The sequence below is a fragment of the Micromonospora sp. NPDC052213 genome, assembly GCF_040679695.1.
Classification (GTDB): Bacteria; Actinomycetota; Actinomycetes; order Mycobacteriales; family Micromonosporaceae; genus Micromonospora.
In genome coordinates this window covers 53,003-77,184 of record NZ_JBFAVI010000010.1, presented here as the reverse complement: position 1 = coordinate 77,184, position 24,182 = coordinate 53,003, and the positions used below count along the sequence as shown (strand labels likewise).

The following is a 24,182-nucleotide window of genomic DNA, read 5'->3' as shown; positions in this document are numbered from 1 at the left end:
GCTCAGGCCAGCAGCGCCTCGATCCGGCGGTTGACCGCGGACAGGGTGGCCCGGACGACCGCCTGCCGGGGGTCGCCGGCGACCAGCGCGGAGCCGACCAGCTGCTCGACCCAGCCGTCGCAGACGAGCAGCACCACGACCGTGGCCACCTCGCAGTTGCCGAACGGCACCACCGCGGCGTGCTCCACGAAGCAGCGGCCACGCCCCGGCCCGGGATCCCCGCCGCGGAGCAGCTCGTCCACCGCCGCCGCGGCGGCCACCGCGCAGAGCCGCAGCACGTACCCGTCGACCGCCGGTCCCGTCGAGTAGCCGGCGGCGCTCTCCCCGCCGGCGACGAGGCGCACCTCCACGGTGGCGTCGAGCCCGAAGGTGCTCACCTGGACGTGGTCGATCACCACCCGGGGACCGGCCGCGCCGCCGGTGTCCAACGGCCGGGACGGCGCGGACTCCGTCGTGGTCACCTGCCCGCCGGAGTACGACGTGCCGGCGGTCGCCGGGCTGCCGGTGGGGGTCCCGGCCGGGGCAGCCGAGACCGAGCCCGGCTCCTCCACGGTGGCCCGGCCCCGGTGCGGGGCGGCGGACTGCCGGCGCCGGCGCGGGGGCTCCGGCGCCGCCTCGGGGCGCTGCTCGGCGCGGGCCTGCGGGGCCTCGGTCGGGCTGCCGGCCGCGCGGCTGCCGGGCACCCGGGTCTCGGCGGCCGGCGGCTCGGCGCTCCGCGGCCCGGCGGAGCCCGGCGACCTGGTCTCGGCGGCGCGCGGCTCGGCCGACCGGCGGCGCACCGGGGCGGCCGGCATGCCGGGCACGTTCCGCGGGGCGGCGGCGAGCCCCATCCGCTCCTGGAGCAGGCGGGCGACCAGCCGGCTCACCTCGGCCGGGTCGGCCCCGTCGGCCAGGTCGAGCCGCAGGCTGTGCGCGCCGGCCGGGGTGCGGCGCAGGGCCGCGTCGCGAACGCCGGCCACCCCGCGTACGGCGTCGAGGATCGCGTTGACGTCGAAGCCCTCCGGCCGCTCCCGCAGCGGTGCGGGCTCGTCGTCGCGGCGCAGGTGGGTGGCGATGCGGGCGAGTTCCGGGGTTTCGGCGGGTGGCTCCACGGCTGGCGGCTCCGGCACGACGGGCACGTCCGGTTCGGCGGGGACGCGCTGCGGCAACACCGCCGACGGGTGGTCCGGGAGCCGGTCCTCGCCGGCCGGCTCGGCCGTCGACGCCGGTTCGGGGGCGGATCGGCGGGCCGCGTAGGGAGGCGCGCTCGTCGGGGCGGGCGCGGACGGGGTGCGGTCACGTCGCCCGGGCCCGCCCGTGGCGGCCGCGGCGGCGGGACCGGAGGCGGCCTGCGGGCCGCCCGGCGCCTCCAGGGGTCGCTCCTCGCTCACCGACCGGAGCCGGAACGGCCGGGCCGTCCGACCCGCGGTCTCGTCCCCGGCCGGCGCAGGAGTGGTGCCCTCCACCGGGCCGGCCAGGTCGTACGCAGCCGGGGGCGCGCTCGCGGGCGCGCCCGACGGCCCCCCGCCCGCCCAGGCGGGTCGCTCGGCAGGGACCGGGATGGAGCGGTCGGCCGCGGGCGACGCCGCCCGGTCGGCGGGATCGGCCGGCGGCTCGTACGCCGGGCGCGACGCGGACTCGGTCCGGCCGACCTCGTAGGGGCGGCCCGGCTCGGCGTGCGGCGGCTCGTAGGGTCGGCCGGACGGCTCGGCGCGCGGCGGCTCGTAGGGTCGGTGCGGCTCGGCGGTCCAGCCCGGCGCCCGGTCCTCCCGGGACCGGCGGCCCACGGGCTCGTCCTCCTCGCGCGCCCGGCGGCCGACCGGCTCGTCCTCCGCCCGGGACCGGCGGCCGGGCTCGTCCCAGGCCCGGCGGCCGGCCGGCTCGCTCTCCTCACGGGACCAGGGGGGTGCCCAGCCGCCGCCCCAGCTCGGCCGGTTCCAGTTCGGGCCGGACCAGTCCGGCTCGGTCGCCGGCGGCCATTCGGCGGCCGACGCGCGGGAGTCGCCCGGTTCCCGGCCGGCACCGGGCCCACGGTCGGCGCCCGGCGCGTGCTCCGCGGCCACCTGCTCGACGCCCGGCCCGCGGTCGGGGCCGGTGGCACCCGAGGTGCCGGCCTGCTCGGCGGGGGCCGGCGCGGGGTCCTGCCCGGCGACCGGGCCACGGTCGGGGTCGGATCCGTACTCCTGCCGGAAGGGGCGCTCCGCGCCGAGCGCGCGGTCGACGCCGGAGAGCCGGTCGCCGGTCGCCGGTCGGTCGCCCACCGAGGGCTCGGGCGCGGGCGGGCGCTCGCCGGCCGGCGGGAACGGGCGGGGGGCGGGGGCCGGCGGCTCCGGCGGGAAGGAGTCGGCCCAGCCGGTGGCACCGGCGGCCGGGGAGGGCTCCTCGGCGGCGGAGCGGTCGACGGTCGGCGCGTGGAAGCCGGGCGGCACCTCGAAGCCGCTGGCCGCCGTGCCGACGGGCGGGACCTGCATGGCCGGCGGGGCCGAGGTCGGCGGGCCGGGGTCGGCCCAGCGCGGCTGGCGGCCGGCCGACGGGTCCGCGGAGGAGTGCCGGGCGGGGCCGGTCTCGGGCTCGGCGAGCCCGTGCTGCGGGTCCGACGGCTGATCGGCCGTGGGCGCCGGCCGCTGCGCGGGCACCACCAGCCGGTCGCCTCCCGGGTCGCGGCGCTGCTCGCCGAGGATGCCGGGCGGGGCGCTCACCGGGGCCTGGCGGCCGACCGGTGCGTCGTCGGCGTGGCTGACGCCGTTGACGTGGTGACCGTTGGCCCGGGCCGGCGGCTCGGGTGCGACCGGCGGACCGGGCAGCGGCGACGGCAGGTCGCCGTGCCGGGGTGAGGAGGCGGCCCAGCCGAGACCCGGGTCGGGCGGACCCCACGCCGAGGCCTGCTCGCGGGCCCCGGAGACCTCCTGGCCCCGGGACCATCCGGCCGCCGAGGGCGCCCACCCGCTGCCGGCCCGGCCCAGGTCGTCCTGCTGACCCGTCCCGTCGCCGTGCTCTCCCGGGGTGGCGGCACCGGGTTGCCCTGTTTCACTCACCGCGCGCTCCTTGGTCGCCCCCGCTGAGGCTACCGTGTGGTGACAGTGGCGATAAGTTACAGCGGCGGGCCAATTCCGCGACGGGCCCTGAGCCCAGACCGGTTCGGGTGAAATGCCGGCTCGTACGAAGAAACTCGGAGGTTCCCATGACCGCTGTGGGGAACGGTGCACAGACAGCCGGCCGGCCCACCCGCCTGCCCCGTTCGGCGCGCCGCAAGCAACTGCTCGCCGCCGCTCAGGAGGTGTTCGTCGCCCAGGGCTACCACGCCGCGGCGATGGACGACATCGCCGAACGGGCGGGAGTCTCCAAGCCCGTGCTCTACCAGCACTTCCCCGGCAAGATGGACCTCTACCTCGCGCTGCTGGACACGCACTGCGACGCGATCCTCGCGAAGGTCGACGAGGCCATGCGCGGCACCAACGACAACAAGGAGCGGGTCAGCGCGTCGGTGCGCGCGTACTTCGACTTCGTCGACCACGAGAGCGAGGCGTTCCGCCTCGTCTTCGAGTCCGACCTGCGCAACGACCCGGCGGTGCGGCAGCGCGTCGAGCGGGTCGAGCAGGGCTGCATCGCGGCCATCACCGACACCATCATCTCCGACACCGGGGTCAGCCGGGCGCACGCCGAGCTGCTCGCCTCCGGCCTGGTCGGGGCGGCCGAGACCGCCGCGCAGTTCTGGCTGGCCGGCGGCCGGCAGGTGCCCAAGGCGGAGGCGGAGGCGTTGGTCGCCGCGCTCTCCTGGCGGGGCATCGCCAGCTTCCCGCTGCAAGGTGAGTCAGCCTGAGCATCGGGGCGCGAGATCGGATAGCCTTCCCCTCGGCGGCTCTTTCGCCCGAACGAGGAGGCACTGTGGAGGTCAAGATCGGCGTGCAGTACGCGCCCCGCGAGCTGGTGCTGGAGAGCGCGCAGTCGCCGGCCGAGATCGAGCAGATCGTGACCGACGCCATGACCAAGGACGAGGGCACCCTCTCCCTGACCGACGAGAAGGGCCGGCGGGTGATCGTGCCGGTCAACAAGGTCGCCTACGTCGAGATCGCCGAGGCGTCGCCGCGGGCGGTCGGTTTCACCGTCCGCTGACCCGGTCGGCAGCCCGCGACGGGTGACGACGTCGCCCGTCGCGGACCCCGCCGACCCGGCCCGGCACGCCGGCTCGTCCGGCACTCCGTGCGTCGGTCGTCGAGCGGCAGGCTTCCTGGCGCCAGTCGCGGTGGAGTTCGCCCGCGCGTCAGTTGTTCAGCCCGGCGGCGGCCATCCGCGTGGTGTGCGCGGCGGTCAGCCGCCGGAAAAGTCCCTGCACGTCCACCCGGTCGCTACCGGCGATGAGGGCGGTCAGCGCGCCCCGGTCGGCGGCGACCCGACCGGCCTGCGACAGGGCCTCCCCGACCAGCCGCCGCGCCCACATCGAGAGCCGGCCGGCCACCTTCGGGTCGGCCGCGATGGCGGCCCGGATCTCGGCGACGGCGAAGTCGGCGTACGCGGAGTCGTGCACCACGTCGAGGACGAGCCGGCGGTCCGGCTCGGCCAGGGCCGCGGCGATCTCCCGGATGAAGTCGTCGGTGATGGCGTCGCCCACGTACGCCTTGGTCACCGCCTCCGCCCAGTCCCGCGGCTCGGTCGAGTCGTGGTACGCCTGCAGCGGCGCGACGTACGGCGCCATCGCGTCGTCGGGGAGCACGCCGAGCGCGGCCAGCCGGTCGGCCAGTCGACGGTAGTTGGCGATCTCGGCGGCGGCCATCTCGCTCAGGGCCGCCCGGCGGCGCAGGTCGGGGGCGAGCCGGGCGTCGACGGCCATCCGCTCGAAGGCGAGCAGTTCGCCGAACGCGACCAGGCCGAGCAGATCCGGGACGGCGGGGTCGGGCGGGTCCGGGACGGCAGGACCGGGCGGGTCCGGGACGACGTGGGCCGACAGAGCCGAAACGGCAGGGCCGGGCCGGTCCGGGACGGCAGGGCCGGGCCGGTCCGGGACGGCAGGGCCGGGCCGGTCCGGGACGGCAGGGCCGGTCTGGTCGGGGGCGGGCACGAGCGCAGGCTACCGCCCGCCCGCACGCCCCGGGGGGAGTGACGCGGGTCACACCAGATGCCCCCGGGCATGCCACCTGCGCCAGGAATCAGGACGACTGGCGTGCTGTTCAGGTAACATGGAGCAGTTGCCGTGGGCGCCGAGCTGGCCAGGCCGGTCCAACAGACCGGTCGGTCCCATCGAAGTCCGACTCCACGGCGCGCGTGCGGCCCGGTCCGGCCAGGCGTTCTGCCGCCGACCGTGTGGCCCGCGCCACACCGATCGCGCCCTGAGGACATGACGGGGCGCACCCACGAGAGGGCACCCCCAAATCCATATGAGCGAGCTGACCCAAGAACTCATGGACGGCCAGGAGCTGGCCGCCACCGCTCCGGTGCGTCCGGAGGCACCCACCTTCGCCGAGCTGGGCGCGCGTCAGGAGACCGTCGACGCGCTGGCCGCGGCCGGCATCACCCGCGCGTTCGCCATCCAGGAGTACGCGCTCCCGATCGCGCTGCGCGGCACCGACCTGATCGGCCAGGCGCCCACCGGCACCGGCAAGACCCTCGGCTTCGGCGTACCGCTGCTGGAGCGCGTCTTCGCGCCCGAGGAGGGCGGCGACGGCGTGCCGCAGGCGCTGGTCGTCGTGCCCACCCGCGAGCTGGGCATCCAGGTCGCGAAGGACCTCGCCGCCGCGGGCCGGACGCGGGGCGTCCGGGTGCTGCCGATCTACGGCGGTGTGGCCTACGAGCCGCAGGTCGACGCGCTGCGCAAGGGCGTGGAGATCCTGGTCGGCACCCCCGGCCGCCTGCTGGACCTGGCCAAGCAGAAGCACCTGCGCCTGGACCGGGTGCACGCGCTGGTCCTCGACGAGGCCGACCGGATGCTCGACCTGGGCTTCCTCGACGACGTCGAGCGGATCCTCGCGATGCTGCCCGAGGACCGGCAGACGATGCTCTTCTCGGCGACCATGCCCGACCCGATCGTCACCCTCTCCCGGCGCTTCCTGCGCCACCCGGTGACGATCCACGCGGGTCACACCGCCGAGACGGGGCCGTCGCCGCAGACCGAGCAGCTGGCCTACCGCACCCACTCGATGAACAAGATCGAGATCGTGGCCCGCATCCTGCAGGCCGAGGGTCGCGGGCTGACCATGATCTTCACCCGCACCAAGCGCGCCGCCGACCGGGTCGCCGAGGACCTCGACTTCCGGGGCTTCGCCGTCGCCGCCGTGCACGGCGACCTCGGGCAGGGCGCGCGCGAGCGGGCGCTGCGGGCGTTCCGGGCGGGCAAGATCGACACCCTGGTCGCCACCGACGTCGCCGCCCGGGGCATCGACGTCAGCGGTGTCACGCACGTGATCAACTACGACTGCCCCGAGGACCAGGACACCTACACCCACCGGATCGGTCGCACCGGCCGGGCCGGGGCGAGCGGCGTCGCGGTGACCTTCGTCGACTGGGACGACATGCCCCGCTGGCGGATCATCGACAAGACGCTGGGCCTGGAGATGCCGGAGCCGCCGGAGACGTACCACACGTCCCCGCACCTCTACACCGACCTGCACATCTCCACCGAGGTCACCGGCACCCTGCCGACGGCCGAGCGCACCCGCGCCGGCCTGGCGGCCGAGGTGGAGGAGGACCTGGGCGGTGGCCGGTCCCGCCGGGGCGAGGGCCGGGGCTCCCGGCGCGGCGACGGTCGCGGTCGCGGCGAGCGCCGCCAGGGCCGCGGCACCGGGGAGACCGGCGGGCCGGGCGCCGACGCGCCGGCCGAGGCCGCCGAGGAGGGCACCCGCACCCCGCGTCGCCGCCGGCGTCGCCGTGCTGGCGAGACCGTCTCGGGCGAGCCGACCGCGGTGATCACCACGGAGGCCGCCGACGCCCCCGCAGCCGCCGCGGGCGAGGCCCCGAAGCCGCGCCGCCGCCGGCGCCGTCGTGGTGCCGGTGGCTCCGCCGCCGGTACGCCGGCCGAGGCGACCGCCGACTGACCCCGAGCACGACACCCGACATCCCCGTACCGGTCCCCGGTGCGGGGATGTCGCCGTCGTGACCGGATGAAGCCCGCGCGACCGGGCGACCGAACGCGACCGGCCCCCACCCGCCCACCGCGCATGGTCTGGCGCACGCGGCACGTCGGCAGGATCGCGGCGCGCCCGAAGCGGTCGGGCCGCCCGGCGGTGCGCCGCAGACGACGAGGAAGATGGAGCAATGCCCGAACCGCTGGATGCCGCCCTGACCGAGGTCCGGGCGCTGTTGCTCGACCCCGCGCTGACCCGGGCGGTGGCCGCCGGACGTCGGCGCGGGCACCGCCCCTCGATGGTCCGCGCCGAACTGCGGCCGGTCGCGCTGAAGGCCGGTCCCCGGCTGCAGATCTCCACCTCCGACGGCTCCCGGCCCTACACCCGCAACGTCGCCCCCGGCCCCGAGGCGGACGCGGCGGTGGACGCGCTGCTGGCCGAGCCGTTCGGCAACTGGCACGTGGAGACCACCGACGCGACGCTGCAACTGCGGGTGACCAAGTCGGGCGAGGCGCAGGTGCACCGGGCCGCCGCGACCCGGCCGGTCGCCGAGCCGGGCGGACACGACCGGGCGAAGGAGTACCTGCTCGACCCGGGCGACCCGATCTTCGCGGCGATCGGGGGCTCGGCGGCCAAACGCCGGCAGGTCGACGCGTTCCTGCGGGCGCTGGCGGCGACCCTCCCCGACGACCTGACGGGGCCGCTGCGCGTCGTCGACCTGGGGTGCGGCAACGCGTACCTGACCTTCGCCGCGTACCGCTGGCTGGCGCGGCGGGGGCTCGACGTCGAGCTGGTCGGCGTGGACGTCCGGGAGGACCAGCGCCGCCGCAACACCGAGCTGGCCGAGCGGCTCGGCTGGGCCGAGCGGGTCAGCTTCGTGGCCGGCACGATCGCCGACGCCGTCGTGGAGCCCGCCCCCGACCTGGTGCTGGCGCTGCACGCCTGCGACACCGCCACCGACGAGGCGCTGGCCCGGGCGGTGCGCTGGCGGGCCCGCTGGGTGCTCGCCGCGCCGTGCTGCCACCACGACGTCGCCGCCCAGCTGCGCGCCAGGCCGGCGCCCGCGCCGTACGACCTGCTGACCCGGCAGGGCATCCTGCGCGAGCGCTTCGCGGACGTCCTCACCGACGCGCTGCGGGCCGGGCTGCTGCGGCTGCACGGCTACCGGGCCGAGGTGGTGGAGTTCGTCGACTCCCGGCACACCCCGCGCAACCTGCTCATCCGGGCCCGGCGCACCGGCACCGCCCCGACGGACGGCCAGCGGGCGGAGTACCGGGACCTGGTCGGCCAGTGGGACGTCACCCCACGGCTGGCGACGCTGCTCCCCGCAACCACCCCGGACGCCGGCGCGTCAGCGCGCTAGCGCGGTCGATCGCGGCCCCGGTCCCGCGGGGGCCACGCGGTGCCCAAGGCGCCCCAGCCGCTCGCGGCTTGGTTGAGAAGCGACGACCATCGCTCGGTCCCGGGTGATTCGCGTCATTGTTCCGGCGAAAAAGTCCCGCCGACGGGACGGTCTGGTCGGTCAGTCAATTGCTTCCATACCTTTCCGTACTACCCTCGGAGGCGCACCGCCGGGTGCCGGTCGGGAGGGAAGACCCGCAGGGATGGGTTCGGTAGAGGTATCGCCGCAGATGGCCTTCGCACGCTTCGTGCGGCGCGCCATCGACGACGCCCGCGAGGAACGCGGGTGGACCGTGACGGACCTGGCGTCCCACACCGGCGTCGGTCGCTCCACCGTGTTCCGCTGGCTCGCCGGGGACTGGCAGGACTACCCCGAACTCGCCAAGGTGCGGGGTTTCTGCGCCGCGCTGGACCTGCCGGTCGCGGCCGCGTTCCGTGCGCTCGGCCTGCCCGACGCCGGCCCCGCGCCCCGTCGGCGCGTCGACGACGGCCCGGTCGAGGCGGACGTCCGGGTGATCCTGCAACGGCTGGCCGATCCGACCGTGCCGGCCGAGGAGAAGCACCACATCCGCGACCTGCTGCGCTACCTGGCCCGCCGCCCGATCCGGCGCGCCGGCTGAGCCGCCAACCGCGCCGCCGCCACGCACAGCGCGGGCCGAGGCACCACTCGCAGCGCGGGCCGAGCCGCCATCCGCGGCGCCGGTGGCGATGACGACTGCGGCCGGTGGCGCGACGACGGGGGCCGCGGCGCGACGATGACGGGGCCGAGGGCGCGACGACGGGGCCGGCTGCCGGAGGGTCAGGGCACGGTCAGGGTGAACTCGGCGGTCCGCACCACGCCGCCGACCTGGAAGTCGAGGTAGAGCCGGTACCGGCCCGGGCCGGGCGTGGTCACCCAGAACTTCACCGCCCCGTCGACCGCCTGCGGCTCCGGGTGGACGTGCAGGTAGCCCAGGTCGCCCTCGCGCAACGCGACCAGGTGGCCGTACGCGCCGAGGTAGCGCTCCAGCGTCGGGGTGCCGCCGGCGGCCGAGCCGAAGCGGAAGGTCAGCGGGACGGTCAGGCCCGCCTGCGGTGTGCCCTGGTAGCCGACGGTGAACCCGTCGACCGTGGCCGAGGTGGCCGGCGCCGGCAACGGCCGCGGCTGGTAGCCGCCGGGCGCGACCAGGTCGACCCCGAGCGTCACCGCCGTCTGCCGGCCGTCGTCGGCGAGCGCGGTGAAGTCGGCGTACGCGCGCCAGACGCCCGGCTGCGGGAGGGTCAGCGGCACCGACCACGTGCCGTCGGCGGCCATGGTCGGGTGCAGGTGCTGGTAGCCGGTCAGGTCGCGGCGCACCACGATCAGGTGCATCGGCCTGTCGTGCACGACGGCGAACCGCGTCACCGGGCGGCGCTGCGCGTCACGCACCTGGAAGCGCAGTTCGCCCGGCCGGCCGGCCGTGAACGACGACGCCACGGGGGCGAGCGTGTAGCCGGCCGAGGTGACCGAGAGGCCCGCCGCCTCCGCTGCCGCGTCCTGGTCGGCGCCGTGCTCGTGCGCGCCCGTCCCGGGCGCGTGGGCGTGGTCGGCCAGGGCGCTGTCCCGCCCCACCGGCCCTGTCGGGCCACCGCCGTTGAGCCGGCCGAGACCGAAGCCGAGCAGCACCGCGAGCACCAGGCCGCCGACGACCAGCGCCAGCCGGAGCGTGCTCCGGTCCGGCACGGCCGACACCTGCTCCGGCCCGACCGGGGACTGGTCCATCCCGACCGGGGACTGGTCCGGCCCCGCCGAGGTCTGCTCACGCACCGTCGATCCCTGGTCCGGCACGGCCGACGCCTGGTCAGGCAACGCGGCCCTCCCGCTCACGCCCGGGCTGCTGATCGGTCATGTCGCTCACGCTACCCTCCGTCACCGTCGCGCCGCCCCGCCGGCGACACGGCGTGGCGGCGGTCGCAATCCCGCCCGCCCGGGAACTTCCCGGCCGGGTCCGCGACGCGGACGCGCGGCTCAGCCGGCCACCGCCAGGGCAAGGGGCAGCACGTCGGGGGCGCCGGCCCGGCGCAGCTCCCGGGCGACCATCGTCATCGTCCAACCCGAGTCGACCAGGTCGTCGACGAGGAGCACCGGCCCGTCGAGGCCGGCGAGGGTGTCGGCCAGGTCCTCCGGCACGGTGAAGGCACCGTGCAGCGCGCGTACCCGCTGGGCGCTGTTGCCACGCGGGCCCCCGCCGCCGGCCGGGCCGGCCGCCGTCACCCGGCCGAGCATCGGCAGCCGGCCGACGGCGGCGATCCGCTCGGCGAGCGAGCCGACCAGCCGGGGCCTGCTGCGCGAGCCGACCGCGACCACGCCGACCGGGCGGCGTGGCCACGGGTCGTCCCCGTGCGCCCACGCCTTCAGCACCTCGACCACGGCGGCGGCCACGTCGTCGGGGACGGCGACGTCGGGCGCCTCCGGCGCCACCAGGTCGCGCAGCCGGCCGCCCCACCCCAGGTCGGACAGCCGCCCCACCGCGCGCCCCGGCAGTGCCTGCTCGGCCGGGGCGATCCGCCCCTTGAGCGGTACGCCCACCGCCTCCAGCCCGGTCGGCCAGAGCTTCTTCGGCGCGATCTCCACGCCGGGGCGGCCGAGGAAGGTCTGCGCGGCGGTCAGCGCGACGTCGGACACCTCGGGCGTGAACAGCGGGCCGGCGCAGCGGTCGCACCGGCCGCAGTCGGTCGCCCCGGCGTCGTCCAGGCACTCGCGCAGGTAACGCAGCCGGCAGTCGGGCGTGGTCGCGTACTCCCGCATGGCCTGCTGCTCGGCGGTGCGCGCCTGGGCGACGCGGCGCAACCGGGCCTCGTCGTAGACCCAGGGCTCGCCGGTGGCGAGCCAGCCGCCGCGCACCCGGCGGACCGCGCCGTCGACGTCGAGCACCTTGAGCATCAGCTCCAGCCGGGCCCGGCGCAGGTCGACGATCGGTTCGAGGGCCTGCGTGGAGAGCGGGCGGTCGGTGTGCAGGGCGGCCAGGACCGCGCGGACCTGCACCTCCGGCGGGAAGGCCAGCGAGGCGAAGTAGCGCCAGATCGCGGCGTCCTCGACGCCGGGCAGCAGCAGCACCTCGGCGTGGGCGACGGCCCGGCCGGCGCGGCCGACTTGCTGGTAGTACGCGATGGGTGAGGCCGGCGCGCCGAGGTGCACCACGAAGCCCAGGTCGGGCTTGTCGAAGCCCATGCCCAGGGCGCTCGTCGCGACCAGCGCCTTGATCTTGTTGTCGAGCAGGTCCTGCTCGGCGGCGCGCCGGTCGGCGTCCTCGGCCTGGCCGGTGTAGGAGGCGACCGCGTAGCCCCGGGAGCGGAGGAACTCGGCGGTCTCCCCCGCCGCGGCGACGGTGAGCGTGTAGACGATGCCCGAGCCGGGCAGCCGGTCCAGGTGGTCGGCGAGCCAGGCCAGCCGGTGCGCCGGGGTCGGCAGGTCGAGCACGCCGAGGCGCAGCGACTCCCGGTCCAGGCTGCCGCGCAGCACGAGGGCGTCGCCCAGTTGTTCGGCGACGTCGGCGGTGACCCGGGCGTTGGCGGTGGCCGTGGTGGCGAGCACCGGGGTCCGCTCGGGCAGGTTGCCGAGGAACGTACGCAGCCGGCGGTAGTCCGGCCGGAAGTCGTGCCCCCAGTCGGAGACGCAGTGCGCCTCGTCGACCACCAGCAGGCCGGTGGTGGCGGCCAACTTCGGCAGCACCGTGTCCCGGAAGTCCGGGTTGTTGAGCCGCTCGGGGCTGATCAGCAGCACGTCGACGGCCCCGGCGTGGATCTCGGCGGTGATCTCGTCCCACTCGTCGAGGTTGGCCGAGTTGATCGTGCGGGCCCGGATGCCGGCGCGGGCCGCCGACTCGACCTGGTTGCGCATCAGCGCCAGCAGCGGCGAGACGATCACGGTCGGGCCGGTGCCGCCCCCGTCGCCCTGTCCGGCGGCGGCATCATGGTCGCGCCCCCGCAGCAGGGCGGTGGCCACGAAGTAGACGGCCGACTTGCCCCACCCGGTGCGCTGCACGCAGAGCACCCGGCGCCGGTCGACCACCAGCGCCTCGATCGCCCGCCACTGGTCCTCGCGGAGCCGGGCGTGCTCGCCGGCCAACCGCCGCAGCACCGCCTCGGCCCGCTCCCGTACCGCCGTCCGATCCTGGCTCATCCGGCATTTCTACCAGCGCCGGACGACCGCGCCCCGGTTCACGCGGGAGGTTCCGGTCACGATCCGGCCGGTGGCGGTCGCCCCGCCCCACGATCAGGACGTCGCACCCGTCCGCCGCGAGCGCCCGCGCGACGGCCGCCCCGATCCCGGTCCCGCCGCCACTCACCACCGCCAACCGCTCACCCCTCCCGCACCGCTCCTCCCCACGACCGAGACCCCGTCGATCATGAGGTTATTGCCACCCTCAACGGCGTTTCGCGGCAACTTCATGATCAACGGGGTCTGTCCGGCCCGGGCCGGGTCAGGACGGACGGGACGGCTTGCGGAGCGAGTGGCGCAGGAGTGCCACGCGGGGGGCGAGGCTGGCCAGGCCGCCGGGGAAGAAGTAGACGGCCAGGATGAAGACCGTGCCGAGCACGAACAGCGGCTGCGACAGCGGGCGGCTCAGGAACCCGGGCAACGCCTCCACCGCGTCGGAGGTGCCGAACGCGACCAGGCGGTGGTCCAGGTACATGTAGAGGATGCCGCCGATCACCGGACCCCACCGGGTGCCCGGCCCGCCGAGCACCACCATGACCAGCAGCGCCAGGGTCCACTCGGAGGAGGTGATGTGCGGCGAGGCGCCGCCGACGATCAGGACGTAGACCACGCCGCCGGCCGCCGCCAGCCCACCCGCCAGGGTGAACGCCACCAGCTTGAACCGGTACGGGTCGAGCCCGAGCACCCCGATGCGCCGCTCGTCGTCGCGCAGGCCGGCGAGCACCCGCCCCGTCGGCGAGCCGGAGACCCGGTGCACCACGAAGACCACCACGACCAGGTACGCCAGCGCCAACCAGTAGAGGTTGAACGTGTTGTTCACCCCGACCAGAGCGGCTGGCACGCCGGAGACGTCGAGTGGCAGCCCCTCCTCGCCGCCGGTGAGCCCGCCGAAGTCGCGGGCCACCAGAATCGCCCCGACCTGGGCGAAGGCCAGCGTCACCATGGCGAACGCGATGCCGACGGTACGCAGCGCGATCGCGCCGAGCAGCGCGGCGAGGATCGTCCCGCTGGTGATCGCGAGCAGCGCGGCCTGCCACAGCGGCAGCCCCGCCTTGGTGACGAGGATGTCGGTGCCGTAGACGCCGGCGGCGAAGTAGAGGGCGTGCCCGAAGGAGAGCATCCCAGTCCGCCCGAAAAGCAGGTCGTACCCGGCCGCCAGGCCGCCGAAGACGAGGCAGATGGCGAGCACCTGCAGGTTGCCCGGCTCGTTCAGCGGCCCCTCGAAGAGCCCCGGCAGGTGCAGCGTCGAGTACGGCAGGATCAGCGCGACCACCAACGCGACCAGGGGCAGCCAGGGACGCAGTCGCGCCAGCCAGGGACGCAACCGGCGCCAACGGCGCCGACCGGGACGCAGTCGCGCCAGCCAGGGACGCAACCGGCGCCAACGGCGCCGACCGGGACGCGGTTCTGACGGCACGGCCGCCGGAGGCGTGGGGACCTCGGGGCTCTTGACCTCGGTCATGCCGTTGCCACCTTTCCGGCGACGCCCTGCGGGCGCAGCAGCAGCACCACGGCCAGCAGCGCGACCACGCAGATGTCGCCCAGCCCGGAGGTGCCGTAGTAGTTGACGAACTGTTGCGTCAGCCCGACGGCGACGGCCGCGTACGCGGAGCCGACCACCGAGCCCATCCCGCCGATGACCACCACGATGAACGCGAAGATCAGCAGCGAGCTGCCCTGGCCGGGCGAGACGGTGCCGAAGTAGACGCCGCCGAGCGCGCCGGCCAGCGCCGCCGCCGCCCCGCCGATGGCGAAGACGAGGGTGAACGCCTTGCGCACGTCGATGCCGAGCGCGGTGACCATCTCCCGGTTCTCGACGCCGGCCCGGATGATGAGGCCGTAGCGGGTCCAGCGGAGGAAGGCGAGGATCGCGCCGAGCACCAGCACCGCGGCGATGATCAGCAGCAGGCCGCCGTTGGGCACGTTCGCGCCGAGGATCGAGGTGACCTGCCGGGTCCACTCGGGGCGCGGGAACGGCCGGGCGTCCGCGCCCCAGGTGGCCTGGAGCAGGGCCACGCCGGCCAGCGAGAGGCCGACGGTGACCAGCACCTGCTCGATGGTGCGGGAGTAGAGCGGCCGGATCAGCACCAGCTCGACCAGCATCGCCACCAGCGTGCCGGCGGCCACCCCGAAGGCGACGGCGACCACGAAGCCGAAGCCGTCCGAGCCGGCGCCGGGCAGGTTGTGCGCCGCCCACCAGGTCCCGTACGCGCCGACGCCGAGGAAGACGCCGTGCGCGAAGTTGAGCACGTCGGCGAGGCCGAAGACCAGGGAGAGCCCGCTGGCGACCAGGAAGTAGAGCGCCGCCAGGCCGAGCCCGGTCAGCGCCAACAGGATGACGGTGTCCATCAGTGCTGGTCCTTCCTCGCGCCTGCGGGGCTCGCAAGCTCACTCCTCGCGCTCGGCGCGTGCCCCTCAGCCGAGCCCACGCCCAGCAACGACTTGGTCAGGGCGGTCTCCAGCAGCAGCTCCTGGGCGTCGCCGGTCCAGGCCACCTGCCCGGCGGCCAGCACGACCGCGTCCCGGGCGAGCCGCCGGACCACCGCCAGGTTCTGCTCGACCAGCAGCACCGGCACGGACTCGGCGACCCGTTCCAGCACCTCGGCCACCTCGGTCACCACCTTCGGCGCGAGGCCCTTGGTCGGCTCGTCGATCAGCAGCAGCCGGTTGTCGTTGAGCAGCACGCGGCCGATCGCGAGCATCTGCTGCTGCCCGCCGGAGAGCGAGCCGGCCCGTTGCCGTCCGCGCCGGTCCAGCTCCGGGAAGAGGGCGTAGACCTTGTCGTACGCCGGGGTGGTGCCCCGGCGTTCGGCGAGCCGCAGGTTCTCCGTGACGGTGAGCCCGGCGAACACGCAGCGGTCCTCCGGCACGTAGCCGAGCCCGCCGCGGATCAGCCGGTGGGTCGGCCGGGCCAGCAGGCTCTGCGCGCCCATCCGGATCGCGCCCCGGACCTCGCCGCCACGCGGCGTGAGGCCGACGATCGCGCGCAGCGTGGTCGTCTTGCCGACGCCGTTGCGCCCGAGCAGGACCGTGACGCCGGTCGGGGCGACCGTGAAGGACACCCCCTGGAGGATGTGCAGCCCGGCGATCCGGACCGACAGGTTCTCCACGCTGAGAATCGGTTCACTGCTCATAGCGACTCCCCCAGGTATGCCTCTTGCACGGTGGGGTTGGCCATCACCGTCTCCGGGGTGTCGCAGGCGAGCAGCGCGCCGTGGTGCATCACGGCGATCCGGTCGGCCAGCTCCAGGATGACGTCCATGTGGTGCTCGACCATGAGCACCGACCGGCCGCTGTCGCCGGTCAGCGAGCGGATCACCGAGACGAGTTCGGGCACGTCCTCGGCACTGACGCCGGCCATCGGCTCGTCGAGCAGCATGACGCGGGGCTCCCCGGCGAGCAGCAGGGCGATCTCCAGCTTCCGCTTCTCGCCGTGGGCGAGGGTGCCGGCGAGGGCTTCGCCCCGGTGGGCGAGGCCGACCCGGTCGAGCGCCGCGTCGGCGGCGGCGGCGACCTCACGGTCGGCCGCCGCCCGCCGCCACAGCTTCATCGAGCCCCCGCGGTGCGCCTGCACGGCGAGCCGGACGTTCTCCCGCACGCTGAGCGAACCGAAGACCGAGGATGCCTGGAAGGTACGGCCGAGCCCGAGGCGGGCCCGCCGGTGCGGCGGGAGGGAGCCGATGTCCTCCCCGTCGAGGGTGATCCGACCTTCCGTGGCCCGGCGTACACCGGTGATCAGGTTGAACAGTGAGGTCTTGCCGGCGCCGTTCGGCCCGATGACGCCGAGGAACTCCCCGGGCGCCAGGTCGAGGTAGACGCTGTCGACGATGGCGACCTCACCGATCCGCCAGGTCAGACCGCGGGTGGCGAGCATCTGTTGTCAGCCCTTCATCGCCACGGCCGGCGGCGCGGTCTCGTCCCCGGTCAGCGCCTTCTGGGCGGTGGCCGTGAACGTGGTGCCGCTGCCGGTCAGCTTGGCCTGGAACATCGGCTGGAGCAGCGCGTGGTCCTCGGCGCGGATGCTCATCTTGCCCTTGACCCCGTCGAAGCTCCAGCCCTCCAGGGCCTTGACCATCTTCTCGACGTCGTCGCCGCCCTCCTCGACGGCGCGCACGACCATCTGCGCGGCCGCGAAGCCGTCCGGGTGGAACAGGTCGACGGTGCCGACCTTGGCCTTCAGCGCCTTGGCGGCCTCGTTGTCGGAGGCCCCGTCGAAGTAGTGCGACAGGAAGGAGATCTTGCTGCCGGCGGCGCCGAAGGTCGGCCACGAGGCGCGGATGTCCAGGCCGGTGACGACGGTGGTGGAGGAGAGCACGCCCTGCTGGTCGAGGGTCTGCCACATGGCCGGGGCGGTGGTGCCGGCCCAGGCGACGAAGAGCAGGTCCGGCTTGGCGGACTTGATCTGGCTGGCGAACGGGGTGAACTCGGTGGCGCTGGCCGGGGCCCGGACGCTGCTGACGGTTGCGCCCGCGCCGCCGATGACGGTCTTGACGGCGGCCTCGTTGGCGTCGCCGAAGGCGCCGTCCTGGGCGAAGACCACGACCTTCTTGCCGGCCGGGTCGCCGATGAACGACTTGGCGGTCACCACGTCCTGGTACGACTGCCGCCCGGAGCGGAACGTGTACTTGTTGGCGCCGGTCACCGCGTCGGTGGCGGCCGGCCCGGAGACGAAGAGGACCTTGTTCTGCGCGGCGATCGGGGCGACCTGGAGCGCCACGCCGGACGCGGTCGAGCCCGCGATGATCTTGTTGCCCTTACCGATCAGGTCCTTGGCCGCGGAGACCGCCTTCGCCGGGTCGCCGGCGTCGTCGACCTCGGTGATCTCGATCGTCCGGTCGCCGACCTTGTTCGTGCCCTTGGTGGCATAGTCGAGGCCGGCCTTGAACCCCTCGATGTACTGCTTGCCGTAGCTGGCGAGGGCTCCCGACTGGGAGTACACCAGGCCAACCTTCACCGGGGCGGCGCTGTCACCGCCGCCGGAGGCGGTTTCCTGCGGGCTGCCACAGGCCGTGGCGGCGAGCGCCGCGGCCATCATGGTGGCGGCGGAAAGGAACACCCGCCGCGTCGTCCGGACCGTCATTGCGACTCCACGTGAGGACTCGGAGGTAGGGAACTACATGTGACGGCTCACGCTAGAAGTGACGTCACGCACGGGCTATGTGGCCGAAACACACAAGTAACAGGGGTGGGGTGGCCGAGAGTTACAACGGTCACGACTCGGCATTGAACGGCGCACGTCCGCGATGGGTCTCCGGGCCATCGATGGAAACGCTCCTGTGTCGCCCCGCGCCACCGATACCCACCGAATGCCGTATTCCTCCCGCGCCCCGCCGGCCGGGGCACCCGTCACGGCCGCTCCGGCGGGACGCAGGGGCCGTCGTGGTCCGCCGCCCGCCCGCAGCGGCGACCGCCGTCGAGCAGGCTGTCGCAGAAGACCCGATGGCGTACGTGCTGGGCGTCCTCCGCCGAGACGGTGGTCTCGCCACGGTCGACGTCCGGGAGGAAGCCCAGCGCCCGGGTGATCGCCCGGGCGAGCCGCTTCGCGGCGCGCAGGTCGGTGGCGAGCACCGGCAGGTGCACCACGAACCGTTCCCGGCTCACCGCCGCCAGCCCGGCGCGAACCGGGACTGCCAACTGCGCAGCGCCCGCTTGATCCGCGCGTTCTCCTCGGCGGTGAGGGCGAGGTCCCGACGGGTGGCGGCCAACTCGGCTGCCACCCGGTGCAGGAACGCGTGCACCTCGACCGGGTCGAGCCCCCGCCGCACAGAGCGGAACCGCCGGTCGCGGATCTGCCCTGCGGTGAGCGGGCGGCAGGAGTCCGACCGGCACCAGCCGCCGTTGGGCGGCCGGTTCACCCGCCCTCGCCGGGCCGGTCGGAACAGGTTCAGCACCTTGCGCATGACCACCGTCCTCGCGTCGCGTCCGCTGGAAGGCGGCCCGGTCCACAGGTAGGGGATGCGGACCGGGCCGCCGGCCCCGCGACCGCAGCCCTCGTCGGCGGTACGACCCCGGAGCCCTCTTGAGGTCCGAACCCCGAGGTTTGCCGAACCAACCGGAGCCGGACACGCAGCAACCTACACCAGTATCTTGCGCTAGTCGAGCCCCTCCGTCATCGTCACGTCACGACTTGTTGCAGTTACTTGAGTAAGTAGGGCAGGATCGGAGTCGCCGAACCAACCGGAGTCTTCGTCATGCCCACAGCGCCAGCGCCCTACAAAGTGATCGCCAACGACTTCGCCGCAAAGATCAAGAGTGGCGAGTTGAAGCCCGGCGACAAGTTGCCCTCGACACGGCAGATCGCGGACCAGTATGGGGTCGCCATGAACACCGCCTATCGGGCAATGTCGCTGCTGCACGACCGCGAGCTGATCATCGGCCAGCCTGGCCGGGGCACCTACGTGGCCGAGCGCCCCACCGCGTAGCTGCCTCCGCTCCGCTTCTGTCGAGCTGCCCTCATGGACGGGGCAGCTGGACAGTGTCCGCACAGCCAACCCGGGACGCCTGAACCGTCTGCGGCATCGGCTCGACGTGCACGAGACGGGGCAGGCCGGAAACGACGCCGGCCCGGCACCCGGGGAGGGGTGACGGGCCGGCGATGGGGCGGCGGGATCGGTCAGCGCCGGGCGAGACCCTCGCGGGCGGCGACCGCGGTGTCCGGGTGGTCGCTGAAGATGCCGTCCAGGCCGAGGCCGAGGAACAGCTCGTACTCGGCCTGGATGTCGCCACGGGCGTTCGGGTCGGTGCCGATCCGGAAGTCGGCCGGCAGGAACTGGTTCTCCGCCCGGAACGTCCAGGCGTGCACGACCAGCCGCTCCCGGTGCGCGTCCCGGACCAGGGTGGTCGGGGCGAGCAGCTTGCCGGTGGCGTCGCGCGGGACGATCAGGTTCTTCTGCACGCCGACACCGTCGGCGTAGCCGGCGATCCACTTCAGGCCGGCCGGCTTCGCCAGGTCCTGGTAGGTGCGGGCGTCGCCGGCGAGGGTGAAGTCGTACGGGCGGCCGGTGGCGTCGAGGAGCTGGGCGAGCCTGACGTCGATCATCCGGTCGAGCTTGCGCAGGTTGGCCGTCTCGAACGACTGGATGATCACCGGCGAGTTCCGGTGGGTCAGCTTGTTGCGCCGCAGCACCTCGACCAGCGGCTCCTCCAGCGGCAGCCCGATGGAGGCGAAGTAGGTGGGGTGCTTGGTCTCCGGGTAGACGCCGATCGTGCGCCCCCGCGCCCGCCCTTCGGCGCGGGCCAGGTCGATGACCTCCTGGAGGGTGGGCACGTCGAACCGCCCGTCGAAGGCGGTGTTGCCGACGCGCACCTGCGGCAGCCGCTCCTTGGCCCGCAGCGTCTTCAGCTCGGCCAGGGTGAAGTCCTCGGTGAACCAGCCGGTGACCGCGACGCCGTCGATGGTCTTCGTGGCCTTGCGGGCGGCGAACTCGGGGCGGGCGGCCACGTCGGTCGTACCGCTGATCTCGTTCTCGTGCCGGGCGACCAGCGCGCCGTCGCGGGTAGCGACCAGGTCCGGCTCGATGTAGTCCGCGCCCTGCCGGATCGCCAGCCGGTAGGCCTCCAGGGTGTGCTCCGGCCGGTAGCCGCTGGCGCCGCGGTGGGCGATGACGAGGGGGCGGTCGGTCGCCCGGGCCCGTTCGGCGGCGGGTGCCGGGGCGACCGACGGGGCGGCCGACGCGGCCACGGTCGGCACGGCCACGGCGGCCGCGAGCAGGGCCCCGGCCATTCCGAGGGCGGAAAGGGTACGTCGCAACGCCGTCTCCTGTCGTCGAGGGATCCGCCTCAGCAGACCTGTCCGGATTGACGGCGAGTTGGTCGGCGGCTGACGGGCGGATGAACCCTGGGCATGCCGGTTTCGACACCCGGATCGCGATGGAAAAGGAAGATTGTCTGGTGCGCCGGCTTCTTCGTCACCCCGTGCGGATCGTGCCGTTCGGTTTCCTGGTGGCGATCCTGCTCGGCACCGGGCTGCTGATGCTGCCCTGGGCCACCAGCGAGCACAGTTACACCCCGTTCCTGACCGCCCTGTTCACCGCGACCTCGGCGGTCTCGGTGACCGGCATGGCGGTCGTGGACACCCCGAACTACTGGAACGAGTTCGGGCTCGTGATGATCACCGTGCTCACCCAGGTCGGCGGCCTCGGCATCGTCACCGGGGCGACGCTGGTGATCCTGGTGGTGGCCCGGCGGCTGGGGCTGCGCAGCCGGCTGCTGGTGCAGGCCGAGACCGCCGAGTTCGGCATCGGCGACGTACGCCGGCTGCTGCTGCGCATCGCCGGCCTCGCCCTGGTCTGCGAGTCGGTGATCACCGCGATCCTGACGGCCCGGCTCTGGATCACCTACGACTACCCGTTCACCCGGGCCCTCTGGATCGGCGTCTTCCACGCCGTCCAGGCCTTCAACAACGGCGGGTTCGCCCTCTACACCGACAACCTCATCGGCTTCTCCTCCGACGCCTGGGTCACCCTGCCGCTGGCCATCGGCACCATCGTCGGCGGGCTCGGCTTCCCGGCGTTGTTCGAGGCGACCCGGGAGTGGCGGCAGCCGCGTCGCTGGGCCGTCGCCACCAAACTCACCGTCTGGGGCAGCCTGACACTACTGGTGGTGGGCTTCCTGTGCCTGCTGGTCATCGAGTGGGCCAACCCGCGGACGCTGGGCATCTACGCCTGGCCGGACAAGCTCCTCCTGGCGTTCACCCAGAACGCGTTCATCCGCACCGGCGGCTTCAACGTCGTCGACGTCGAGGGCCTGGAGGACGAGACCTATCCGCTGATCATCGCGCTGATGTTCATCGGCGGCGGCAGCGCCAGCACCGCCGGCGGGATCAAGGTGACGACCTTCTTCCTGCTCGCCTTCGTCATCTGGGCCGAGCTGCGGGGCGAGCCGGACGTGACGGTCGGGAACCGCCGGGTGGCCACCGCCAGCCAACGCCAGGCGATCACCGTCGCGCTGCTCAGCGTCGCGCTGGTGGCCGTCGGCACGGTGCTGCTGGTCTTTCTCACCGAGGGAGTCCGCTATTACCAGGCGCTGTTCGAGGTGACCTCGGCGTTCACCACCACCGGTCTCAGCGTCGGGGTCGCCTCCGCGCTGCCGGAGAGCGGCCAGCTCGCCCTGATCGTCCTCATGTTCGTCGGCCGGGTCGGGCCGCTGACCCTCGGGTCGGCGATCGCCCTGAACACCCGCCGGCGGTTGTACCGCTACCCGGAGGAGCAACCCATTGTCGGATAGAACCACGAACGAAGGCGGCGTCCTGGTGATCGGGCTGGGCCGGTTCGGCTACCACCTGGCCGGCGCGCTGACCGCGCTCGACCACGACGTGCTGGCCATCGACCGCAACCCGGACCAGGTGCAGCGATGGTCGGCCCAACTCGACCGCGTCGTACAGGCCGATGCCACCGAGGAGGGGGCGCTGCGGCAGCTCGGCGTGGCGGAGTTCGGCCGGGCGGTGGTCGCGATCGGCGCCTCGGTGGAGGCGAGCGTGCTGAGTGTGCTGGCGCTGACGGAGCTGGGCGTGCCGCAGATCTGGGCCCGCGCGACCTCGGAGAAGCACGCGAAGATCCTCGGCTCGGTCGGCGCGCACCACGTGATCTTTCCCGAGGCGGAGACCGGCGAACGGGTGGCCCACCTGATCGTCACCAGGATGCTCGACTTCATCGAGTTCGGCGACGACTTCGCCATCGCCAAGGTGTGCGTTCCGGAGGCGATGGTCGGCCGGCCGCTGACGGACCTGGTGCCCACCGAGCGCTACGGGGTACGGGTGGTCGGCGTGAAGCTGCCCGGCGAACGCTTCCGGTACGCCACCGACGAGACCGTCATCTCCCCGGGCAGCATGCTGATCATCGAGGGGAACATCGCGCAGGTGCAGAGCTTCGCGGCGCTGAGCTGACCGGCGGGCTCAGCTGACTGTGGCGGACTCAGTCGTCGTCATCGTCCCTTTCCCTTTCCTGGCTTGCTTTTTTTCCACCACCCGACCCCTTCCCCTTGCCGGAGTTGTCGGACTTGGCCTTCGAGCCGCCCGCGGAGGTGCCGGCCTTCGTCTTCGGGGTCTTGGTCGTCGGGGCCCTGGTGGCGGGCGCGGTGCTCGGCGCCGAGCCGGCCACGCCGGAGACCTGCACCCCGCAGGTCTCGTCGCCGAGGCGGAACTCCACCGGCAGCGGGTTGGTCCCGGTGTGACGGCCGGTCAGCGTGAACTTCTCCGACGCGCCGGGGGCCAACGCCCGCTCCGGGGCCGGCTCCACGAGCACCGTCCGGCCCTGCTGGCGTACGGGCACGGGCACCGACTTCGTCACGGTCTGCTGGCCGGGAAAGGTGAAGCTCATCCGCCAGCCGCGCAGCTCCTGCTGGCCGGTGTTGGTCAGGGTCAGCTCGGCGGCGAAGTCCTTGCCGGAGTCCTTGCGCAGCGTGTACGCCACGCGGCAGGGCGCCGGCTGCTCCGCCCCCATCCGCGCCTGCGTCGGCTGGTCGATGCCGCCGCTGGCCGGGCTGCGGGAGGTCACCCCCCACAGCGCCGCGGTCACCGCCACCAGGCCGGCGGCGGCCACCCCCGCCTCGACCCGCCGGCGCCGCGTCGCCGCCCGCCGGTTGCGCGTACCCGAGAACGGCAGCGCGTCGGTGGCGGCGGACCAGGGCAGGATCGTGGTGCCGGCGCTGGCCAGCTCGGCCGGGTCCACGGGCCCGGCGGCCGGGGAGACGGGCACCGCCGCGATCATGCCGGCCGCCTCCGCGAGCGTCCGGGCGACCTCGGCGGTGCCGGGCCGGTCCTCGGGCCGCTTCGCCAGGCACCGGCGCACCAGGTCGCGCACCTCGTCGGGGAGCCCCGGCACCGGCGGCATCGGCTCCGGGTCGTTGTACATGTGCGCACGCAGCATCTGGGTGGTGGTGCTCGCCTGCCAGGGCAGCCTGCCGGTGAGCATCCGGTAGAGCAGCAGGCCCACCGCGTACACGTCCGTGGCCGGGGAGACCTGGCCGTTGTCGAGCCGCTCCGGGGCGAGGTACGCGGGCGTGCCGAGCAGGGCCCCGTCCGGCCCCTTCTCCTTCTCGCCCACCAGCGCCGAGATGCCGAAGTCGACGACCTTGACGCCGGTGGCGGTCAGCATGATGTTGCCCGGGGTGACGTCCCGGTGCACCACGCCCCGGACGTGCGCGGTGGCCAACGCCGAGGCCACCTCCGCGCCGATCGTCACCGCCTCCCGCCAGGGCAGGCTCCCCCGCCGCAGCCGGCCCGTCAGCGACTCGCCGTCGACCAGCTCCATGACGACGTACGGCACGGTCAGGCCGACCTGCTCGGACTCGCCGTAGTCGTAGACGTTGGTGATGTTGGGGTGGCACAGCCGCGCGGCGGCCTGCGCCTCGATCCGGATGCGGTGCCGGAACGCGCGGTCGTTGGCCAGGCGGGACGCGAGCACCTTGACCGCCACCTGGCGGCCGAGCACCTCGTCGTAGCCCCGCCACACGACGGACATGCCGCCCGCGCCGAGCTGCTCGATCAGCCGGTACCGCTCACCCAGCAGTTGCGCGCCGTCCCGGATCGGTCCACCCATGGGGGTCGTTGTTGCCCCGGACTGCCCCGG

General features: G+C 74.4%; 21 protein-coding genes and 1 pseudogene. 8 read left to right on the top strand and 14 right to left on the bottom strand.

Translation table 11 applies throughout. The features are described 5' to 3' along the window. Positions 1-2 precede the first annotated feature (2 nt). Positions 3-3,014 carry a hypothetical protein gene (locus tag AB0L34_RS04945; RefSeq protein WP_363701937.1) on the bottom strand — a complete coding sequence of 1,004 codons (3,012 nt, stop codon included), beginning with the start codon at positions 3,012-3,014 and terminating at the stop codon, positions 3-5. 146 nt (positions 3,015-3,160) lie between these two features. On the opposite strand from AB0L34_RS04945, the gene AB0L34_RS04940 reads away from it, so the two are divergent. After that, complete coding sequence (locus AB0L34_RS04940) at positions 3,161-3,799, top strand: TetR/AcrR family transcriptional regulator (protein ID WP_357457372.1); 639 nt, start codon at positions 3,161-3,163, stop codon at positions 3,797-3,799. 65 nt (positions 3,800-3,864) lie between these two features. Next, positions 3,865-4,092: a DUF3107 domain-containing protein gene (locus AB0L34_RS04935; RefSeq protein WP_350684773.1), complete on the top strand. Its 228-nt coding sequence runs from the start codon at positions 3,865-3,867 to the stop codon at positions 4,090-4,092. Positions 4,093-4,240: 148 nt separating this feature from the next. On the opposite strand, the gene AB0L34_RS04930 is transcribed toward AB0L34_RS04935, so the two are convergent. Further along, positions 4,241-5,035 (bottom strand): ferritin-like fold-containing protein, encoded by a 795-nt coding sequence (locus AB0L34_RS04930; RefSeq protein ID WP_363701934.1) that lies wholly within the window; start codon positions 5,033-5,035, stop codon positions 4,241-4,243. A gap of 316 nt (positions 5,036-5,351) precedes the next feature. Between AB0L34_RS04930 and AB0L34_RS04925 the strand changes: the two genes are divergently transcribed. The 3 genes from AB0L34_RS04925 (at position 5,352) to AB0L34_RS04915 (ending at position 9,055) form a co-directional block, all read left to right on the top strand. After that, positions 5,352-7,004: a DEAD/DEAH box helicase gene (locus AB0L34_RS04925; protein ID WP_363701932.1), complete on the top strand. Its 1,653-nt coding sequence runs from the start codon at positions 5,352-5,354 to the stop codon at positions 7,002-7,004. Positions 7,005-7,224: 220 nt separating this feature from the next. After that, a complete protein-coding gene (locus AB0L34_RS04920; RefSeq protein WP_363701930.1) occupies positions 7,225-8,397 on the top strand; it encodes an SAM-dependent methyltransferase in 1,173 nt (390 codons plus the stop codon). Between the two features lie 241 nt (positions 8,398-8,638). Continuing rightward, positions 8,639-9,055 carry a helix-turn-helix domain-containing protein gene (locus AB0L34_RS04915; RefSeq protein WP_091627481.1) on the top strand — a complete coding sequence of 139 codons (417 nt, stop codon included), beginning with the start codon at positions 8,639-8,641 and terminating at the stop codon, positions 9,053-9,055. Positions 9,056-9,234: 179 nt separating this feature from the next. On the opposite strand, the gene AB0L34_RS04910 is transcribed toward AB0L34_RS04915, so the two are convergent. The 10 genes and pseudogenes from AB0L34_RS04910 to AB0L34_RS04865 all read right to left on the bottom strand — a co-directional run bounded on the left by AB0L34_RS04910 (position 9,235) and on the right by AB0L34_RS04865 (position 18,515). Continuing rightward, complete coding sequence (locus tag AB0L34_RS04910) at positions 9,235-10,176, bottom strand: hypothetical protein (RefSeq protein WP_363701958.1); 942 nt, start codon at positions 10,174-10,176, stop codon at positions 9,235-9,237. A 246-nt stretch (positions 10,177-10,422) separates the two neighbouring features. Continuing rightward, the gene (locus AB0L34_RS04905) at positions 10,423-12,576 is read right to left on the bottom strand and encodes a DEAD/DEAH box helicase (protein ID WP_363701928.1); all 2,154 of its coding nucleotides are present in this window, start codon (positions 12,574-12,576) and stop codon (positions 10,423-10,425) included. A gap of 76 nt (positions 12,577-12,652) precedes the next feature. Continuing rightward, positions 12,653-12,804 (bottom strand): annotated as a pseudogene (locus AB0L34_RS04900) (short-chain dehydrogenase); the annotation flags it as partial. A gap of 73 nt (positions 12,805-12,877) precedes the next feature. Next, a complete protein-coding gene (locus tag AB0L34_RS04895) occupies positions 12,878-14,077 on the bottom strand; it encodes a branched-chain amino acid ABC transporter permease (protein ID WP_363701926.1) in 1,200 nt (399 codons plus the stop codon). Then, positions 14,074-14,964 (bottom strand): branched-chain amino acid ABC transporter permease, encoded by an 891-nt coding sequence (locus AB0L34_RS04890; protein ID WP_363701924.1) that lies wholly within the window; start codon positions 14,962-14,964, stop codon positions 14,074-14,076. Before AB0L34_RS04890 ends, AB0L34_RS04895 begins: the two co-directional genes overlap by 4 nt. After that, positions 14,964-15,749, bottom strand: a complete 786-nt coding sequence (locus AB0L34_RS04885) for an ABC transporter ATP-binding protein (protein ID WP_357457387.1) — start codon at positions 15,747-15,749, stop codon at positions 14,964-14,966. The genes AB0L34_RS04890 and AB0L34_RS04885 overlap by 1 nt, the downstream gene beginning before the upstream one ends. Beyond that, on the bottom strand, positions 15,746-16,489 hold the full coding sequence (locus AB0L34_RS04880) for an ABC transporter ATP-binding protein (RefSeq protein WP_357457389.1): 744 nt from the start codon (positions 16,487-16,489) through the stop codon (positions 15,746-15,748). The genes AB0L34_RS04885 and AB0L34_RS04880 overlap by 4 nt, the downstream gene beginning before the upstream one ends. Positions 16,490-16,495: 6 nt before the next feature. After that, positions 16,496-17,695: a substrate-binding domain-containing protein gene (locus AB0L34_RS04875; protein WP_363701921.1), complete on the bottom strand. Its 1,200-nt coding sequence runs from the start codon at positions 17,693-17,695 to the stop codon at positions 16,496-16,498. A 266-nt stretch (positions 17,696-17,961) separates the two neighbouring features. Further along, a complete protein-coding gene (locus AB0L34_RS04870) occupies positions 17,962-18,216 on the bottom strand; it encodes a hypothetical protein (protein WP_363701919.1) in 255 nt (84 codons plus the stop codon). Then, positions 18,213-18,515, bottom strand: coding sequence for a DivIVA domain-containing protein (locus AB0L34_RS04865; protein WP_363701917.1), 303 nt, complete (start codon positions 18,513-18,515; stop codon positions 18,213-18,215). Before AB0L34_RS04865 ends, AB0L34_RS04870 begins: the two co-directional genes overlap by 4 nt. Before the next feature lie 291 nt (positions 18,516-18,806). Between AB0L34_RS04865 and AB0L34_RS04860 the strand changes: the two genes are divergently transcribed. Then, on the top strand, positions 18,807-19,037 hold the full coding sequence (locus AB0L34_RS04860; RefSeq protein WP_357457398.1) for a winged helix-turn-helix domain-containing protein: 231 nt from the start codon (positions 18,807-18,809) through the stop codon (positions 19,035-19,037). Positions 19,038-19,228: 191 nt separating this feature from the next. Here the strand turns inward: AB0L34_RS04860 and AB0L34_RS04855 are convergent, their stop codons facing one another. Then, positions 19,229-20,365 carry a glycerophosphodiester phosphodiesterase gene (locus AB0L34_RS04855; RefSeq protein ID WP_363701915.1) on the bottom strand — a complete coding sequence of 379 codons (1,137 nt, stop codon included), beginning with the start codon at positions 20,363-20,365 and terminating at the stop codon, positions 19,229-19,231. Positions 20,366-20,505: 140 nt separating this feature from the next. Here AB0L34_RS04855 and AB0L34_RS04850 point away from each other — a divergent pair, with 140 nt between their 5' ends. Together AB0L34_RS04850 and AB0L34_RS04845 are read left to right on the top strand one after the other, a co-directional pair. Then, entirely contained in the window at positions 20,506-21,840 is a 1,335-nt protein-coding gene (locus AB0L34_RS04850) for a potassium transporter TrkG (protein ID WP_363701956.1), read from the top strand. A gap of 25 nt (positions 21,841-21,865) precedes the next feature. After that, positions 21,866-22,498: a TrkA family potassium uptake protein gene (locus AB0L34_RS04845; protein WP_350707193.1), complete on the top strand. Its 633-nt coding sequence runs from the start codon at positions 21,866-21,868 to the stop codon at positions 22,496-22,498. Between the two features lie 28 nt (positions 22,499-22,526). Here AB0L34_RS04845 and AB0L34_RS04840 read toward each other — a convergent pair whose 3' ends face one another. Continuing rightward, complete coding sequence (locus AB0L34_RS04840; RefSeq protein WP_363701913.1) at positions 22,527-24,152, bottom strand: serine/threonine-protein kinase; 1,626 nt, start codon at positions 24,150-24,152, stop codon at positions 22,527-22,529. Between the last annotated feature and the right edge of the window lie 30 nt (positions 24,153-24,182).